Source organism: Leifsonia shinshuensis (assembly GCF_014217625.1).
Classification (GTDB): domain Bacteria; phylum Actinomycetota; class Actinomycetes; order Actinomycetales; family Microbacteriaceae; genus Leifsonia; species Leifsonia shinshuensis_A.
Genome location: NZ_CP043641.1, coordinates 1,087,100 through 1,104,142, shown reverse-complemented (window position 1 = coordinate 1,104,142; position 17,043 = coordinate 1,087,100). Strand labels below are relative to the sequence as shown.

The 17,043-nt window shown below is 70.6% G+C and carries 17 protein-coding genes; 3 read left to right on the top strand and 14 right to left on the bottom strand.

From position 1 onward, the window contains the following. Positions 1 to 294: 294 nt before the first annotated feature. Positions 295 to 621 carry a hypothetical protein gene (locus F1C12_RS05325; RefSeq protein WP_185277773.1) on the bottom strand — a complete coding sequence of 109 codons (327 nt, stop codon included), beginning with the start codon at positions 619 to 621 and terminating at the stop codon, positions 295 to 297. A 134-nt stretch (positions 622 to 755) separates the two neighbouring features. On the opposite strand from F1C12_RS05325, the gene F1C12_RS05320 reads away from it, so the two are divergent. Further along, the gene (locus F1C12_RS05320; RefSeq protein ID WP_185277772.1) at positions 756 to 974 is read left to right on the top strand and encodes a PLDc N-terminal domain-containing protein; all 219 of its coding nucleotides are present in this window, start codon (positions 756 to 758) and stop codon (positions 972 to 974) included. Positions 975 to 1,020: 46 nt separating this feature from the next. On the opposite strand, the gene F1C12_RS05315 is transcribed toward F1C12_RS05320, so the two are convergent. From F1C12_RS05315 to F1C12_RS05275, 9 genes are all read right to left on the bottom strand, one after another. Continuing rightward, complete coding sequence (locus tag F1C12_RS05315; protein WP_219732684.1) at positions 1,021 to 2,274, bottom strand: RNA polymerase sigma factor; 1,254 nt, start codon at positions 2,272 to 2,274, stop codon at positions 1,021 to 1,023. Then, positions 2,271 to 2,609 (bottom strand): YciI family protein, encoded by a 339-nt coding sequence (locus tag F1C12_RS05310; protein ID WP_185277771.1) that lies wholly within the window; start codon positions 2,607 to 2,609, stop codon positions 2,271 to 2,273. The genes F1C12_RS05315 and F1C12_RS05310 overlap by 4 nt, the downstream gene beginning before the upstream one ends. Positions 2,610 to 2,696: 87 nt before the next feature. Further along, a complete protein-coding gene (locus F1C12_RS05305; protein WP_185278799.1) occupies positions 2,697 to 3,713 on the bottom strand; it encodes a glycoside hydrolase family 130 protein in 1,017 nt (338 codons plus the stop codon). A gap of 41 nt (positions 3,714 to 3,754) precedes the next feature. Continuing rightward, positions 3,755 to 4,777, bottom strand: a complete 1,023-nt coding sequence (locus F1C12_RS05300; protein ID WP_185277770.1) for a glycoside hydrolase family 130 protein — start codon at positions 4,775 to 4,777, stop codon at positions 3,755 to 3,757. A 45-nt stretch (positions 4,778 to 4,822) separates the two neighbouring features. After that, on the bottom strand, positions 4,823 to 5,749 hold the full coding sequence (locus F1C12_RS05295) for a carbohydrate ABC transporter permease (protein WP_374939554.1): 927 nt from the start codon (positions 5,747 to 5,749) through the stop codon (positions 4,823 to 4,825). Continuing rightward, the gene (locus tag F1C12_RS05290; RefSeq protein ID WP_185277769.1) at positions 5,749 to 6,705 is read right to left on the bottom strand and encodes a carbohydrate ABC transporter permease; all 957 of its coding nucleotides are present in this window, start codon (positions 6,703 to 6,705) and stop codon (positions 5,749 to 5,751) included. Before F1C12_RS05290 ends, F1C12_RS05295 begins: the two co-directional genes overlap by 1 nt. A 2-nt stretch (positions 6,706 to 6,707) precedes the next feature. Then, entirely contained in the window at positions 6,708 to 8,015 is a 1,308-nt protein-coding gene (locus tag F1C12_RS05285) for an ABC transporter substrate-binding protein (protein ID WP_185277768.1), read from the bottom strand. A 22-nt stretch (positions 8,016 to 8,037) separates the two neighbouring features. Further along, complete coding sequence (locus tag F1C12_RS05280) at positions 8,038 to 9,060, bottom strand: LacI family DNA-binding transcriptional regulator (protein WP_185277767.1); 1,023 nt, start codon at positions 9,058 to 9,060, stop codon at positions 8,038 to 8,040. After that, entirely contained in the window at positions 9,057 to 11,144 is a 2,088-nt protein-coding gene (locus F1C12_RS05275) for a hypothetical protein (protein WP_258046129.1), read from the bottom strand. Before F1C12_RS05275 ends, F1C12_RS05280 begins: the two co-directional genes overlap by 4 nt. Before the next feature lie 213 nt (positions 11,145 to 11,357). Here F1C12_RS05275 and F1C12_RS05270 point away from each other — a divergent pair, with 213 nt between their 5' ends. Beyond that, positions 11,358 to 12,479: a baeRF8 domain-containing protein gene (locus F1C12_RS05270; protein ID WP_185277766.1), complete on the top strand. Its 1,122-nt coding sequence runs from the start codon at positions 11,358 to 11,360 to the stop codon at positions 12,477 to 12,479. A 72-nt stretch (positions 12,480 to 12,551) separates the two neighbouring features. Here F1C12_RS05270 and F1C12_RS05265 read toward each other — a convergent pair whose 3' ends face one another. The 3 genes from F1C12_RS05265 to F1C12_RS05255 are packed head-to-tail and all read right to left on the bottom strand — an operon-like array spanning position 12,552 to position 15,144. After that, entirely contained in the window at positions 12,552 to 13,070 is a 519-nt protein-coding gene (locus F1C12_RS05265) for a DUF2017 domain-containing protein (RefSeq protein WP_185277765.1), read from the bottom strand. Beyond that, a complete protein-coding gene (gene clpS, locus F1C12_RS05260) occupies positions 13,067 to 13,369 on the bottom strand; it encodes an ATP-dependent Clp protease adapter ClpS (RefSeq protein WP_219732683.1) in 303 nt (100 codons plus the stop codon). Before clpS ends, F1C12_RS05265 begins: the two co-directional genes overlap by 4 nt. Continuing rightward, complete coding sequence (locus F1C12_RS05255; RefSeq protein WP_185277764.1) at positions 13,366 to 15,144, bottom strand: glycoside hydrolase family 15 protein; 1,779 nt, start codon at positions 15,142 to 15,144, stop codon at positions 13,366 to 13,368. Before F1C12_RS05255 ends, clpS begins: the two co-directional genes overlap by 4 nt. A 29-nt stretch (positions 15,145 to 15,173) precedes the next feature. Here F1C12_RS05255 and F1C12_RS05250 point away from each other — a divergent pair, with 29 nt between their 5' ends. Continuing rightward, entirely contained in the window at positions 15,174 to 16,550 is a 1,377-nt protein-coding gene (locus F1C12_RS05250) for a glucose-6-phosphate dehydrogenase (RefSeq protein WP_185277763.1), read from the top strand. Positions 16,551 to 16,575: 25 nt separating this feature from the next. Here the strand turns inward: F1C12_RS05250 and F1C12_RS05245 are convergent, their stop codons facing one another. Beyond that, positions 16,576 to 17,043, bottom strand: coding sequence for a hypothetical protein (locus F1C12_RS05245; protein ID WP_258046128.1), 468 nt, complete (start codon positions 17,041 to 17,043; stop codon positions 16,576 to 16,578).

Below are 17,043 nucleotides of genomic sequence, written 5' to 3'. Positions count from 1 at the left end.
TGGGCGGAAGGCGCGGGCTGGTGGAGAATCCTGAGCTGCGCAACAGAAGATCGACCTGCTGACATCGCCAGGCAGGCCGATCTTCTGTTCACGCGGAGACTATCCGACGGTGGCGCCGTAGCCGCTGATCGTGCCGTTCGCCTTAACCGTTGCGGTCATCGAGACGTTGTAAACGATCGGCGTGCCATTCGGGTTCACATCCCATGCTGAATAGAGATTGCGCGCGGCTGCGCTGCCGCTCTCATTGCAGGCAGTACCGGTGAGATTGAAGCCGACGCTGTAGTTCGTGAAGCATTAGAAGGTGCCGTTGTGGGTGCGTGTGTAAGCGGTGCCCGTGGTGAACTGGCTCCAGTGCTTCGCCGTGACAGCGCCGCGTGTTCGGCGGTTGAGGATCACGGCTTTGTCCTCGGAACTGAGGGCTGAGGCGCTGATGTCGGCCTCCGTGGCGACGAAACTGTCGTCGACCTGCAACGTCCTGGTGACCAGGCAGTCCTTCTCAGAGAGGCCTGCTTCTGGGTGAGCTTCGATCTCGGCCAGGCAGTCTGGCGCATACGACGATGTCGTAGCGATCGAAGGCGTTGCATCCTCCGCATTCGCGGGTGTGGCCATGAAGGTCAGCACTGCAGCTGCCGCAATCGAAGCGGCGATGGTTTGTCAGAAATTTAAGACGATAGATGGAGTTAGCGTAGATTTCTAAAAATGGTAGGCTCAGCGGAGCCTGGGCACTGTGGTCCAGGCGGAGGGGGGCAGAGGGTATGGAACTCGTCTTCGTTCTCGCAGGATTCGCGGCGCTCATCGTCATCGGTGTGTTCGTCGCGGTCGCCATCGTCCAAATCCTCAAGCAGCCGTTTCTGCACCCGCTGGTCCGGCTTGCATGGGTCGTTGCCGCGATCGCCTTCCCCGTCCTGGGACCGGTCGCATGGTTCGCGCTGGGCGATAGAAGGCCGCTGATGACGTGCCTTCCGCCGCGCTGACATCCCGGCGGTGCCTGGCCGTGTGGGCGGAACCCGCGGCCGCCGATCACCCCTCCGGCAGCAACGCCCGCTGCCGGGCCAGGAACTCCCGCTCGCTGTCGTTCGCGCACAGCCGCACGGCTTCGTCGTACTCCGCCGCGGCCTCCTCCGGCCTCCCCGCCCGGCGCAGCAGCCCCGCGCGGATGCCGTGCAGCAGGTAGAACGCCGTCAGGTCGGCCCGGAGCGGCTCGATCGCCGCCAGCGCCTCCACCGGACCCACGGCCTCCGCCACCGCGACCGCCCGGTTGAGGGCGACGACGGGGGAGGGCTGCACCCGCAGGAGCTGGTCGTACAGGGTCACGATCTGCCGCCAGTCGGTGTCCTCGGCGCGCGCGGCGTCGTCGTGCACGGCCTGGATCGCCGCCTGCAGCTGGTACGGTCCGGGGCGCCCGGCGACCAGGCAGCGCCGCACGATCGCGTGGCCCTCGGCGATCAGCGGGGCATCCCAGCGGGAGCGGTCCTGTTCGGGGAGGGCGACCATCGAGCCGCCGGCGTCCACGCGGGCGGCGCGGCGTGCGTCGACGAGCAGCAGCAGGGCGAGCAGGCCCTGCGCCTCCGGCTCGTCGGGCAGCAGCGCCGTCAGGAGGCGCGCCAGCCGGATCGCCTCGCCGCACAGTTCCGCGCGGAGAAGCCGGTCGCCCGCGGTCGCGGTGTAGCCCTCGCTGAAGATGAGGTACACCACGGCGAGCACGGAGCCCAGTCGCTCCGGGAGGTCGGCTGCGGCCGGGACCCGGTACGGGATCCGCGCGTCGCGGATCTTGGCCTTCGCGCGTGAGATCCGCTGCGCGAGCGTCGGCTCAGGAACCAGGAACGCGCGCGCGATCTCGGCGGTGCTGAGGCCGCCGAGCAGCCGCAGCGTCAGGGCCACCCGGGCGTGCGGGGCGAGCGCGGGGTGGCAGCAGGTGAAGATGAGCCGGAGGCGGTCGTCGGCGATGGGGCCGGCGTCGTCGGCCTCGACCGTGGCGGCCAGCGCGAGCAGCGCCGTGGCCTCGGCCTCCCGCTCGCGGCCGACCGCCTCCCGCCGCAACCGGTCGATCGCCCGGCGGCGCGCGGTCGTGATGAGCCAGCCCGCAGGCGCGGGCGGGACGCCGTCGACCGGCCACCGTGCGACGGCGACGGCGAACGCCTCCTGCACCGCGTCCTCCGCCCGATCCAGGTCGCCCAGCGCGCGGTAGAGCACGGAGACGGCGCGGCCGTATTCCTCGCGGAAGATCGAGTCGATCCGTCCGGAGGAGGCGGTCGCGCCGTCCGGGGCGCTCACGCGAACGGCCGCACCTCGATCGGCAGGGTCGTCGCGACGGCGAGGCGCCTGCCCCACTCGAGGGCGGCGTCCAGGTCGGGCACGTCGACGATGGTGAAGCCGCCGATGTGCTCCTTGCCCTCCGCGAACGGCCCGTCGGTGACGAGCACCTCGGAGCCGGACGGCCGCAGCACGGTCGCCGACGCCGGCGACAGGAGGCCGTTGGAGAACACCCAGGCGCCGGCCGCGCGCATCTCGGTGTTGAGCGCGTCGAGGTCCTCGCCGATCGCGGCGAGGACCTCCGGCTCGGGGACGGGCCCGTCGGGCTGGTAGACGCTGAGCAGGTACTGGGACATGGTCGTGATTCCTTCCTCTCACCGTCCATACGAACGGGGAGGCGTCATCTCGACATCATGCCGCGGTCCGAACCCCGCGATCCAGGCTCAGCCCACCCGCTCCAGCCGCGCGACACCGATCTTGGAGTCCGCCATCCCGTAGAACACCCAGTCGACGTCGCCCACGCGCTCGATCGCGGTCGGGAAGACGACGTTCGGCACGATGCCGCTGCGCTCCTCCTCGGTCTCGGCGCTGAGCAGCGGCTCCTCGGTGCGCCGGATCACCTTCCACGGCTCGTCGGCGTCGAGGATCATCGCCCCGGCCGCGTAGTTCACGTGCTTCTGCTGGTCGACGCCGCGCTCCAGGCGGCCGGTGACGCCGTGGTGCAGCAGGAGCCAGCCCTCCGGGACCCGGATCGGGGCGGGGCCCGCGCCGATCTTCAGCTCCTCGAACGCGTACTCGGGGCCGGCCAGGAAGCGGTTGTGCCGCCACCGGGTCAGCTCGCCGAGGTCGTCGCGCACCGCGGCCAGCGGGATGAACGCGATCCAGATGCTGGGACGCTTCTCCTCCAGCCCGGTCGGCGGATGCGCGCCCTCGCCCTCGCGGACTTCGCCGAGGTCCCACACCGGACGGTGCAGCACGGCCAGGGACTCCACGCCGTCCGGCCCAGTCACCGGCTCGGGGAAGAACACGGTGTCCTTGTTGTGGAACAGGGCCAGGTCGACGCCGAGCCCGTCGTCGTACTCGAAGCTCACCGGACCGAGGCGCTGCCACGATCGCAGGTCGGAGGACACGGCGACGGCGGTGCGCGGCCCGAGCGGACCGTACGCGACATACGTCATCAGGTGGAGGCCGAGCGCCGGCACGAACGTCGTCCGCGGGTCCTCCACGCCCGAGTTGCGGCGTCCGCGCTCGAAGTCGCGGTCCGGCGCCAGCACGACGCCCTCCCGCTCGACGCCGACGGGCACGCCGCCTTCGACCACGACGCGGGCGAGGCCCACGCGCGACACGTTGCCGTCGGCCACCAGCCGCGGAAGCAGGTACAGCTCGCCATCGCCGTCGCGGCCGGACGCGGGGTTCAGCACGCCTTCGGACTCCAGCGGCTCGGCCGGGTCGGGCGTCATCACCACGCCGGCGCGGGTGAGTGCGTACGGGAACGGTTCAGTCACTTCGTGACCTCCTTGTAGACATAGAGTTCGCGCGTCCCCCGGGGAGCGTCCCAGCCTTGCGCGAACGACCAGCGGCCGTCGAGCCTCTGCAGGCCGCCCCAGGCGAGCGAGCCGCCGCGGTGGAGGCCGGTCTGCGTGAACGGGGCGTCGACGGAGTAGTGCGCCTGGGCGGCGGCGAAGTCGCCGTTCTCGTCGGCGTAGAAGAAGTCCAGCACGAGGTCGTCGCCGCGCACCACGGCGCAGGCGACCTCGAACAGGCTGCCGGGCAGCGGCGACAGGTCGAGGTAGGGCTGCTCGGCGAAGGTCCAGGAGACCAGGTCGTCGGAGTGCCCGATCATCGGCCGGCCTCCGCAGCCCTCGGAGAGGTACATCAGGTACTCGCCGCCGATCCGTACGGCGCGGCCGTGCTCGTCGCGCGGCACCACGGCGCCCTTCGCCCAGCCCTGGGAGACCTCCAGCGGCACGGCCAGTCCGGTCTTCTCCCACGACACCAGGTCGTCGGAGACCGCGCCCATGATGTCGACCGCGGTCTCACCGTTCGCGTCGCGGCGGATCGCGTTGTAGAACAGCACGTAGCGGCCGTCGGCCTCGTAGACCTTCGGGTCCTCGACGCCGAGCGTCTCGTTGCCGAGCGTGGGGTACACGACCGGGTTGGCGGGATCGTCGTGCCAGACGCCGTCGCGGCGCACGGCGTGCCCGATCCGGCTGGCCGTCGACTCCATCCGCGGCGAGGCCCGGTAGAACAGGTGCAGCTCGCGGTGCTGATCATCCGCGCGTTCGATCATCGTCGGGTTGAAGATCGCGCGGCTCGTCCAGCCGACGCCGGTGGGGTCGTCCCACTGGCCCTCGAGCCGGAAGGTCAGCGACGGGTCCCGCTCGAACGGGCCGATCGCCCAGTCCGGCGGGTCGACGTAGTGCGCCGAGAAGTGGTCGGTCGAGATGTGGTCGGTGAGGGCGTTGGTGTGACCCAGCGCCTCCTCGTAGCTGAGGCGGAGGGCGTCGGTATCGGCGGCGTCCACGGTTCTCCTTGCGTTGCGTGTCGTGTGACGGGCGGGGTGGGCGGCTCAGCCCTTGACGGACGAGCCGATGTCGGTGGAGGTGAAGTAGCGCTGGAACACGATGAACAGCACCACGACGGGCGCGGCCAGCACCACCGCTCCGGCGAGGATCGCGCCGTACGGGTTGGACGTGGAGGCAGCGACGGTGCTGATGTAGTTCGCCAGCGAGACGGCCAGCGGCTGCAGGCTCGCCTCCTTCGTGATCAGGAACGGCCAGAGGAACTCGTTCCACGGTCCGATGAAGGTCAGCAGCAGCACCGTGACCAGCGCCGGCCGCACCAACGGGAGGGCGACCCGCCAGAGCAGGGTGAACTCCCCTGCCCCGTCCACCCGGGCGGCGTCGAACAGCTCGCGGGGGAGCTGCAGGAAGTACTGCCGGAAGATCAGCACCGCCGCCGAGTTGATGGCGAACGGCAGGATCATCCCCAGATAGTTGTCGGCCAGCCCGTAGTTGCGCGCGATGAGCACGTACAGCGGGATCATCAGGAGCTGGAAGGGGATGGTCTGCACCAGCAGCGCCAGCGCGAAGGTCACCCCGCGCCCGCGCCACTGCAGGATCGAGAGCGCGTATCCGGCGAGCACGCCGAACACCACCGTGCACAGCAGCACGCCGCCGGTGAAGATCCCCGAGTTGACGAGGCCCTGCCAGAGGTTGATCCGGGAGTCGATGGCCGCGTAGTTGTGCAGCGTGAGATTCGCCGGATTCGGGAACGCCCCGGCCACGCTCGTGTCGGGCGACGCCTGGAGCGACCCGATCAGCATGTAGTAGAAGGGGAAGAGGAAAGCGATGGCCCCGAGCGTCAGCACGACGCCCTGCAGGATCGCCTGCGGTCGGCTGAGCCTCGTGGAGGCGGCCATGTCCCTGCGTCCCCGCCGTGCGACGCGCGGGCTCCGCGGCGCCTTGTCGGCGCCGGTGGTCTTGAGCGTGGTCATCAGTCGCGTCCTCCCGCGAATCGGTTCTGCAGCCAGCCGATGATCAGCACCAGGATCACGAGCACGACGCCGATCGCGGCGGCGTAGCCGGGGTGACCCTGCTGGATGCCCTGCTGGTAGATCAGCAGCACCGGCGAGGTCGAGTGGCCGTCCGGGCCGCCGCCACCGGTGAGGAGGTACGGCTCGGTGAACAGGTTGGCGCCGGTGATGGTGGCGAGCAGCAGCACCAGCACGGTCGCGGGGCGGACACCGGGGACGGTGACGGAGAAGAACTGCCGCACCCTCCCTGCGCCGTCGGTCGCGGCCGACTCGTAGAGCTCGCGCGGCACGTTCTGCAGCGCCGCGAGGTACAGCAGGATGTAGAGGCCGAGCTGCTTCCAGGTCACGTAGATCGCGATGGTCGGCATCGCCAGCACCGGGTTCACGAACCACGACGGGTTCGGGGCGAGCGGGCCGAGGATCTGGTTGACCAGCCCGGTGCTGTTGAACAGGAACAGCCAGACGCCGATGATCGCGACGCTCGCCGTGACGTACGGGACGTAGTAGCTCACGCGCAGGAACGTCCGGAACCGGGTGATGCTGTTGAGCCCGTTCGCGAGCACCAGCGAGAGCACCACGGTGAGCGGCACGTTGATGATCAGGAAGATCCCGACATTGATGAACGACTGGATCACGGCCGGGTCGGTGAAGACCTGCACGTAGTTCTGCAGGCCCACGAAGGGCTGCGTCACCTGCGCGCCGGGGGCCGCGAAGAAGTAGTCGAAGAACGAGATGTAGACCGCGTACACCAGGGGGTACGCGAAGATCAGCAGGACGAAGACCAGGTACGGCGCGGCGAACAGCCAGCCGAGCGGGTTGCGGCCGAGGATCCGCCGCAGCAGAGGCGGCCGCCGTCCGGGGCTCGCCCCGGCGGCAGGCGTGGTGCCTGCCGCCGGGGGTGCGGAGAGGGTGCTCATGATTACTTCTGAGCCTGGAGCTGGTCGATCTTCTGCGACGCGGCCTTGAACGCGTCCTCCACCGTGCCGGTGCCGTTGATCACCGACTTGGAGTAGGCGTCGCGCAAGGCCTGGAGCTGGGCGATGGTGTTGACGCCGGTCGGGTCGTCAGCGGTCCGCTCGCTCTGGTTTCCGAACTCCTTGTACGCCGGGTGCGAGTCGAAGTAGCTCGCGTACACGCTGGACACGTTGGAGCGGATCGGCATCTGGCCGGTGACGTTCAGCAGCTTGCCGTCCTGGTCCTTCGAGGTGGCGTACTTGATGACGTCCCACGCGGTGCCCTGGTTCTTGCACGAGGTGTACATGCCGATGTTCTTCGCGTCGGGGAAGGTATAGGTCTGGTCGGCCGACTTGCCGTCCTTGGTCGGGACGGGCACCGAGCCCCACTGGACCTTGTTGTAGACCGCGATGGCCCACGGCCCGACGATGGCCATGGCCGACTTGCCGTCGGCGAACGCGTCGCCCTGGTAGGCCTCCTTGCCGGCGAGGCCGTCGGCGTAGATGCTCTTCCAGAAGTTGGCGACGTCGATCGAGTCCTGGCTGGTGATGTTCGACTTGCCGTTCTCGATGAACGTCTTGCCGCCGGTCTGCGCGGCCAGCAGGGGCAGGTAGTCGAAGTTCGGCTGGAAGAACTCGCTGGTCGGCGCCGGGTAGATGGCGTACGGCGCAGCTCCGGAGGACTTGATCTTCTGGGCGGCGGCCAGGAACTTGTCGTAGGTCGACAGGTCCGGGCTGTTCGGGTCGATGCCGGCCTTCTGGAAGATGGCCTTGTTGTAGAAGATCATCACCGGGTTCTGCTTCCACGGCATCTGGTAGAAGTCGCCGTTCGGGGACTTGTACTGGTCCGCGGTCTTGCCGCTACGGCCCTCGATGTACGAGTTGCCGTCGGAGAACTTCGACAGGTCGACCAGGCCGCCCTGCTTCTCCCACTGTCCGGTCGCGGCCGGGAGGTTGTTGAAGACGAGGCACGGCGTGGTGCCGGCCGTGATGGCGGCGCCGATGACCTCCTCGGTGCTCTTGCCGGCCGGGACCTCCTGGGCCTTGATCTGCTCCTTGGGGTGCGAGGAGTTCCAGGAGGAGACCATCGCCTTGCCCCACTGCACCTCTTGGGCGTTGTTGGAGTACCAGATGGTGATCGGGCCGTGCGCCTTCATGGCGTCGGTCTGACCGCCTCCGCCGCTGGAGCCGCACGCGGCCAGGGTGCCGGCGACAACGCCGGCGCTGATGACGGCGACCGCGAGTCTGCGGTAGCCGGTGATGCGTTTGCGCATGTTCTGTGCTCTTTCTGTGATCTCAGTGACGCGATGGCGCGGCCGTGGAGGCGCGCACCACCAGTCGGGCAGGGGGCAGGGCGACATCGGCAGGCTCGCCGTCCTCCACCAGCCGCAGCAGTGCGGTGGCGGCGGCGATGCCCCAGCCGGCCGGGTCGTTGTCCAGGGTCGTCAGGCTCGGATAGATGTAGGTCCCGATCTGGGATCCGTCGAGCCCTGTGATGGACAGGTCGTGGGGGAGGCGGAGGCCGCGCTCGTGCGCGATCCCCATGCCCGCGATCGCCATCGGGTCGTTGCCGTACACGATGGCGGTGGGCGGCTCCGCGGAGTCGAGGAGCGCCTTGGTGGCCTCCCCGCCCTGTTCGGGCGAGAAGTCGGTGGGGACGATCACCGGGCGCAACCCGGCCTCGACCATCGCCTGCTCGAAGCGCTCGCGGCGGCGGAGGCCGTGCAGCATCCGCTCGTCGCCGGACACGTGCGCGATGCGCGTGTGGCCGAGACCGAGCAGGTGGGCGACGAGCTCGTCGATGCCGGAGTCGTAGTCGCGGGTGATGACTGGGAAGGGGCTGCCGCCGACCGGCTCGCCGAGCGAGACCGCCTGCGAGCCGAACTCCTGGACGAGGCCGATGCGGTGGTCGTCGGCGAGCAGGTCGGTGAGCAGGAAGCCGTCGACCCGCTTGTCGAGCGCGAGCCGCTCGTAGGCCCTGGCCTCCGCCTCGTGGTCGGGGACGACCGTCAGCACGAGCACCTGGCCGCGCTCGGAGAGCACGGTCTCGACGCCCGCGATGAACGCCGCGAAGAACGGGTCCACCTCGATGGTGCGGGCCGCGCGGCGGAGGATGAGGCCGAGCGCGTAGGCGCGCCGGGTGGTGAGCCCGCGGGCGCTCGGGTTGGGGGTGAAGCCGAGTTCCCGCGCGGTCGCGAGGATGCGCTCGCGGGTCTCCAGCGCCACGCCGGGCTTGCCGTTGAGGGCGAGGGAGACCAGTCCCTTGCTCACGCCCGCCGCCCGAGCGACGTCGTTGATCGTGATGTCGGCCGGCGTCACCGCGCCACCACCGTGGTGAAGCCGCCGGGCACGACCGTGACGGTGCCATTGCCGTTCAGCGGGATCGGCGCGCCCACCTGGCGGCCGGAGCCGTCGTAGCGGGTCGCGAGGACCGGGCCGGACGAGCCGAGGTGCTGCGGCACGGTCGCGTTCGTGGCGTTGACGTAGACGTCGAGCCGGCCGGTGCCGGTCAGGCCGAGGTGGGAGACGACCGGCTGCACGAGCACCGCGTCGAGCCGGGCCTGGCCGTTCACCCGGGCGGTGATCGTGGCGACGTCGGCGGGAGCGGTGTTCTGCAGCGTCTGCGGCAGGAGGAACACCGGACTCGGCGCGATGCCCTGCGCGCCGGGCCGGACGTTCTGGCTGACGCCGAGCTGCACGGTGCGGTTGCCCGCGCTCGCGGTCCAGGCCGTGGTGCCTGACCCGCTGGTGGCGGTCCCGGCCGTGCTGCCGGTGGAAGTCTGGCCGAGGTCCTCGATCGGGAGGATGCGCGCGGCCGGGTGGCCGGCGGGCAGGGTCATCGTGACGGTCGCGCCGGTGGCGGCGGAGACGTACGCGCCGCCCGACCAGTTCGCCGAGCCGGTCCACGCGGACGGCGGGGTGACGACAGTGGCGGGACCGGTGAGCGTGCCCTTCTCGGCCTCGACGACCTGGATGCCGTCGACGGCGGACCGGTGCGTCAGCGCCAGCGCCTCGCGCTTGATCGCCGGGTGGGCGTCGAGCGCGAGCATGCTCAGCTCGGTGTGGATGACGGACTCGGCGCCGCAGTTGCGGTTGACACCACCGTCGCCGCCGATGCCGTCGACGCAGACGCCGGTCGCCGGGTCGTAGACCGGGACGCCCGCCGGGTTGGCCCCGAAATACCAGGCGGCCTGAGCGCCGGCGAGGGTGGCGAGGCCGGTCGAGCCGGTCGCGTCGGAGGCCGCGACCAGGCCCTCCACCCGAGAGTCGACGCCGTACGCGATCTGGGACGGGTCCGCCGGGGTCGGCGTCCAGCCGTTGTCCGGGCCGCCGCTGGCGAGCAGCTGCGGGGTGAAGCTCGCGAGATCGGTGTTCGCGGCGTTCTGCAGGCTGCCGTCGTGGAGCTGCGTCGCGGCCGCGGTCAGCGCCGCGGGCTGCATCCCGCCCCAGGCGTGCCAGAAGGTGGGGGAGTTGGCTTCGGGGAGCAGCGCGCCGAACGGCCACTGGCCGGTGCCGCCGGAGGAGAGCCCGGCGATGCCCTTCGCGTAGCGCTTCAGGTCGGTGCGCGCCTGGGCGTCGCCGGGAGCGGCCGCGGTGTACGCGCTCAGGCCGAGCACGGCCTCCGCCGTCGGGCTGGCGCTGCCGACGATGAGCCAGCCGGGCACGGTGACGCCGCTCGCCGTCTCGGTGGTGCCGTACTTCGCGAGCGACTGGCGCTCCAGCGAACGGAGCGCGAGCGACATCCGCTGCTGGAGGAACGACGCGAACGCCGGGTCGGACTTCTGGAAGCCCGCGAAGCCCTCGCCGAGCGCCCAGACCGTGCGCGCCAGCCAGAACGACTCGGCCGAGTCGCTCGGGTTCGGCTGGTCGACCGGGATGGCGGACGGGTTCAGCGTGCCGTCGTGCTGCTGCCAGAGCACGACGTTCCCGGCGTTCGGGCCGGAGTCGACCTGCAGGTAGGTCAGCTCGCGCAGCAGCTCGTAGGCCGACGCGCGGCTGGCGGCGGTGCCGTTCTGCTTCCAGTCGCGGAGGTAGACGACCGCGGCGCGCGAGATGTCGTCTGCGTCGAAGGAGCCCTGCGCGTACCAGCCCTTGGCGGCGTTCGTGATCGGGCCGCCGCCGACGCGGGTGAAGCTGCCGTCGGCGTTCCGGTTCGCGTACACCCACGGGGCGCGAGCCGTCGGCTCCTGGCTCTGCCGGTAGGTGGAGTGACCCGCGACCCCGGGAAGCAACGACACATCGTCCAGCAGGAAGTTCAGGTGGGCGAGGTTCGTCAGCGTGGGGGCGGCCGGGGCCGCGGGAGTGGGGGCTGCGCTCGCGGGGAGTGCGGCGATCGCCGGCACGAGTGCGGCGGCGGCGAGGGCTGCGCCCGTCGAGGCGGCGAGGAGTCGATTCCGCTTCATTGCGTTTCCTGTCTGAACTCGAGGTCTCTCCGGCAAGTCCCCCGAACGGGTGACGTCTAAACCGGTTTAAAGGACGGTAGCCGCGCTTTTCGGATCTGTCAACGGGACGAACGCACGGTCCACCCCCGGGGTCTTGTGCCGCTCCGGCGCCGCGACGAGACTGGGGCGACCGGCCGATGCCGTCCGGCCGGGTCAGACGACCGAGGAGGAAACGTGGAGTACAAGGACATTCCGACCAAGGCCGACATCGAGAGGATCGCGGCGCTCCGCGAGCCCGGCTGCGTGAGCATCTACCTGCCGACCGGCACGACCCCGCCGGAGGCGGACAAGGCGCGGATCGAGCTCAAGAACCACCTCGCGCTCGCGGTGAAGTCGCTGGAGGCGATGGGCGTCGACCGCCACCGGATCGCCGCCGTGCAGGCCGAAGGGGAGGGCATCCTGGAGGACCGCGACTTCTGGCGCTACCAGTCCCGCTCGCTCGCCGTGTTCCTGGACGGGGAGGTCGCCGAGACCTTCCGCCTCCCGAACCGGCTGAGCTCCGCGTGCGAGGTCGCCGACCGCTTCTACATCAAGCCGCTGCTGCGCGCGGTGACCTTCCCGCAGTCGGCGCTCATCCTCGCGCTCGCGCAGAACTCGGTGCGCCTGATCCGTGTCGACCCCGAGCTGCCGCCCGCGCTGATCGAGGTCGACGGGATGCCGAAGGACGTCGCGGCGGCGGTCGGCAAGACCTCCATCAGCGGGCGTGCCGCCGAGGGCCGCATCCAGGGCTCCGAGGGCCAGAAGGTCCGGATGCTGGAGTATGTGCAGGCCATCGAGCGTGCGCTGCACCCGCTGCTGGCGGCCTCCACCGAGCCGCTGATCCTGGCGTCGGCCGAGCCGCTGACCGGGATCTTCCGCGGAGCGACGGACTACCCGCGCCTGGTCGACGACGTGATCGCGGGCAACCCGGAGGACAAGACCGAGGACGAGCTGGCGACGGCCGCGCGCGGCGTGCTCGACCGGCTCTACGCCGGCAAGATCGACGCGCTGAAGGAGGACTTCTCCACGCGCATCGCGGGTGGCACGGCCCTGGTCGACCTGAGCGACATCGCCCGCGCCGCCACCTACGGCGCGGTGGAGACGCTGGTGTTCGACATCGACCGGCGGGTGCCGGGTTCGCTGGACGACGAGACCGGCAAGATCGCGTACCTGGACGACGACACGGCCGGCAACTACGGCGTGGTGGACGAGATCATCCGCCGCTCGCTGGCCTCCAAGGCGAAGGTCTACGCGCTGCGGGCGGAGGACGTCCCGGGCGGCGGCGCCGTCGCGGCCGCCGTCCGCTTCCCCGTCTGACCCACCGCCGAGGGGCACGTAAACGCCCCTAAAACGCGCTTTTAGGGGCGTTTACGTGCCCCTCGGCGACGGTCAGTGGCGCTCGGTGCGGGCGAGCGCCAGCACGAGGAACTCCTGGACGGCGGCGAGCCAGTCGTAGACGGCCCGGCGCGTCGCCGACTCCAGGTCGTGGATGTCGCCTTCGTCGCCGTCCTCCTCGATGCCGAGACCCGCAGCCAGCCCGAGCCGGATGTCGGTGAGCGCGCGCAGCCAGGCCTGCGCCTGCTCGGCGTCGAGGCGTACGTCGACCGCGCCGCCCGCTGGGCCGCTGAGCGACGCGATGACCACCTGCGCGTTCTGCGCCTTCGACTCCGCCAGCCGCTCGGCCGTGAACCGGCGGAACTCCGCCGACGCCTCCGGATCGTCCGGATACGCGTCGGGCAGCAGCCGCGCCAGCGCCGGGTCGGCGGAGGCCCCGTCCGGCGGCTCCGAACCGGCCCGCTCGGCGCGTTCCGCGGCCTCGGCGGCGAAGCCGATCAGGATCGCGGCCTCGTCCGCCTCGAAGCGCGCGTGCACGCCGCCGCCGTGCCGGTCGGCGCGGAACGGCCTCACGCGTCCGCCTTCGTCAGGGTCGCCCACAGCCCGTAGCCGTGCATGGCCTCCACGTGCCGCTCCATCTCCTCGCGGGTGCCCGTCGCGACGACCGCGCGGCCCTCGTTGTGCACCAGCAGCATGAGCCGTCTGGCCTCCGCCTTGGAGAACCCGAAGTAGCTCTGGAAGACGTAGGTGACGTACGACATGAGGTTCACCGGGTCGTTCCAGACGATCGTGACCCACGGCGCGCCGAGCTCCAGCCGCTCGCCGAGGTCGACCTCCTCCTCGGTGGCGGGCTCCGTGATCGCGGGCGTCACCCCGCCTGCGCCTCTGCGATCGCGTCGGCGGCGCGCACCAGCGCGAGGTGCGTGAGCGCCTGCGGGGTGTTGCCCGCCTGCGAGCGGCCGTCGACGTCGTACTCCTCCGACAGCATCCCGACGTCGTTGGCCAGCGACACCAGCCGGTCCATCAGGCGTACCGCGTCGTCCAGCCGGTGCGAGCGGGCGTACTGCTCGGCGAGCCAGAACGCACAGGCCAGGAACGGGTGCTCCCCGGGCGGGAGGCCGTCGACGCCCTTCTCGGTGCGGTAGCGCAGCGGGAGGCCGTCGCGCATCAAGTCCTCCTCGATCGCCTTCACGGTGCCGAGCATCCGCGGGTCGTCGAAGGCGCAGTAGCCGACCTGGGGGAGCAGCAGCAGGGAGGCGTCCACCTCGGTGGTGCCGAAGTACTGCACGTAGGTGCCGCGGTGCTCGTCGTAACCGTTGGCCTCCACGTCGGCGCGGATCTGGTCGCGCAGGTGCCGCCAGCGCTCGACGGGACCCTCGAGTCCGTACTGCTCGACACCCCGGATCGCGCAGTCGAAGGCCGCCCAGACGAGCACCCGGGAGTGCGTGAACATCTGCTCCTCGCCGCGGATCTCCCAGATGCCGTGATCGGCCTTGCGCCAGTTCTGCTCCAGGAACCCCATCAGTGCGCGCTGCAGTGCCCAGGAGAATCGCGTCTCCTGCACGCCGTTCGTGCGGCCGTGATCGAGCGCCAGCATCACCTCGCCGATCACGTCCGCCTGGAACTGCGTCGAGGCGTCGTTGCCGACCCGCACCGGATGCGCGCCCTGGTAGCCGGGAAGGCTGTCCAGCTCGCGCTCGGCGAGGTCGCGCTCGCCCGCGAGCCCGTACATGATCTGCACGTCGCCCGGGTCACCGGCGATCGCGCGCAGCAGCCAGTCGCGCCAGTGGTCGACCGAGTCGTCGTAGCCGTGGGCGAGCAGCACGCCGATGGTCAGCGACGCGTCGCGCAGCCACACGTAGCGGTAGTCCCAGTTGCGCTCGCCGCCGAAGTTCTCGGGGAGGGAGGTCGTCGCCGCCGCCACGATGCCGCCGGTCTCCAGGTGGGTCAGCGCGCGCAGGATGAGGAGCGAGCGCACGACCTCGTCACGGTAGGGGCCGTCGTGGTCGCAGCCTTCCGCCCACTCCGTCCACCAGCGGCGCGTCGCCTCCAGCGCCGTCTCCGGGTCGAGCGCGGGCGGCGCGTCGCGGTGCGACGGGAACCACGTCATCGAGAGGTCGACGGTCTCACCCGCGTGGACGGTGAACTTCCCCTCGTGGGCGTGGTTCGTCGCGTGCAGCGCCGAACCGCGGAACACCAGCCCGTCGGGACCGGCGACCGCCACGAGCGCTGCGGGCTTCTCGTCGGTCATCTTGCGCACCCAGGGGATGGCGCTGGCGTACCCGAACCGGATCCGCAGCTCCTCGCGCATCTCCACGTGCCCGCTGACCCCGCGCACCCGCCGCACCAGGTCGGCGCGGTGGTCTCCCATCGGCATCGCGTCCACCACCTCGACCTCACCGGTGGCGGTGCGCCAGCGGGTGACCAGGATCATGGTGTCCCGCTCGTACGCGCGCGTGCTGGTGGCCTCGGGGTCGGAGGGTGCGAGCAGCCATCGGCCGTGATCCTCGGTGCCCAGCAGGGCGCCGAACGTGGACTGCGAGTCGTACCTCGGCAGGCACAGCCAGTCGATGCTGCCGTCCCGTCCGACGAGGGCCCCGGTGAAGCAATCACTGATCAGGGCGTAATCCTCGATGGGGAGCGACATATCCCCAGTATGGCCGTACTGTGAAGCGCATGACGCAGTCCGTGGGCACTCTGGTGATTCTCGGAGCGAGTGGCGATCTGTCGTCCAGGCTCCTCCTCCCTGCGATCGGGCAGTTGCTCACCCACCACCCGGAACGGCGTTTCCACCTGGTCGGTTCGGGCGCGGAGGACTGGACGGACGCGAAGTGGCGGTCGGTGGTGAAGGCGTCGTTCAAGACCGTGAAGGCCGGCGGCCCTGCGGTCGACGAGCTGCTGAAGAGCACCGTGTACCTGTCCGCGGATGTGACCAAGCCCGACGACCTCCAGCGGATCTTCGACGCCTGCGATGGAGCGCCCGCGCTGTACTTCGCCCTGCCGCCGGCGATCACCGCGAAGGCGTGCGAGGCGCTCGGCAAGCTGACGCTGCCCGCGGGCCTGACGCTCGCGCTGGAGAAGCCGTTCGGCACCGACAAGCGCTCGGCCGTCGCGCTCAACAAGCGGCTGGCGACGCTGGTGCCGGAGGACCAGATCCACCGCGTCGACCACTTCCTCGGCAACTCCACCGTGTTGAACCTGATCGGCCTGCGCTTCGCGAACAGCATCCTGGAGCCGGTGTGGAACGGCGACCACATCCAGAGCGTCGACATCGTGTACGACGAGTCGCTGGGGCTCGAGGACCGCGCCCGCTACTACGATCACGCCGGCGCGCTGATGGACATGATCCAGAGCCATCTGCTCCAGGTGCTCGCGGTGTTCGCGATGGAGCCGCCGAGCGCGCTCGACGCCACCGACCTGCGCGATGCCAAGGCGACCGTGCTGCGCGCGACCCGGGTCTGGAAGGACGACCCGGTGGAGGCGAGCAGGCGGGCCCGCTACACCGCGGGGACCGTCGACGGGGAGAAGCTCCCGGCGTACATCAACGAGCCGGGCGTCGACCCGGCGAACGACACCGAGACGCTCGCAGAGGTCACGGTGCAGATCGACACCTGGCGCTGGGCCGGCGTTCCGTTCACGCTGCGCTCCGGCAAGGCGCTCGGCTCGCGCCGGCGCGAGATCCTGGTCACGTTCAAGCCGGCGCGGCACATCCCGCGCGGGCTGAAGGGGCACCGCGAGCCGACGATGCTGCGCATCATGCTGGCCCCGGACGCGATGTCGCTGGAGCTCAACATCAACGGCCCGGACGACCCGCACGAGATCGAGCGGGTGGCGCTCAGCGCGGACTTCGGTCCCGGGCTGCTGCTGGCCTACGCGGAGGTGCTGGAGGGCATTCTCGACGGCGACCCGTCGCTGTCGGTGCGCGGCGACACGGCGGTGGAGATGTGGCGGATCGTGGCGCCGGTGATCTCGGCGTGGAAGAAGGACGACGTGCCGTTGCAGTCCTACCGCGCGGGGTCGGACGGGCCGGCGTCGTGGAAGAAGATCGGCTGAGCCGGACGATGACCGGCGAGGCGACCTAGGCCGCCGAGCGCTCCGCGATCGTGGGGATCTCGCCGGTGACAGGCTTGCGCAGGTCGGTCCAGACCGTGATCGGGGCGGGCTCCCAGCCGAATGCGGCGGGCTCCTCGTGCTGCGGCTCCTCGTGCACCTCGGCGGCCGGAACGGCGGCCACGGCCACGACCGGTTCAGCGGGAGCGCGGTGCTGCGGCTCGGACGCGACGGCGATAGCGGTCTCTCCGGCCTCCAGGCGGCGGCGTGCCTCCACGAGGGCGGCGGTGATGCCGACCGAGACGGATTGCGAGAGGACGGAGTGGAAGATGGAGTCGGTGTCGTCTGACGAACGGCGCGACACGGTCCATTCGCCGCGCTCGCCGATCAGCTCGGCGATCTTGGTGTGCACCACTTCGAGGATCTGAGCATCCGTGAGCTGAGGAACCGGCGCCGCCTGCACCTCGGCGGCGGCGTGCCGCCTACGACCAAACAT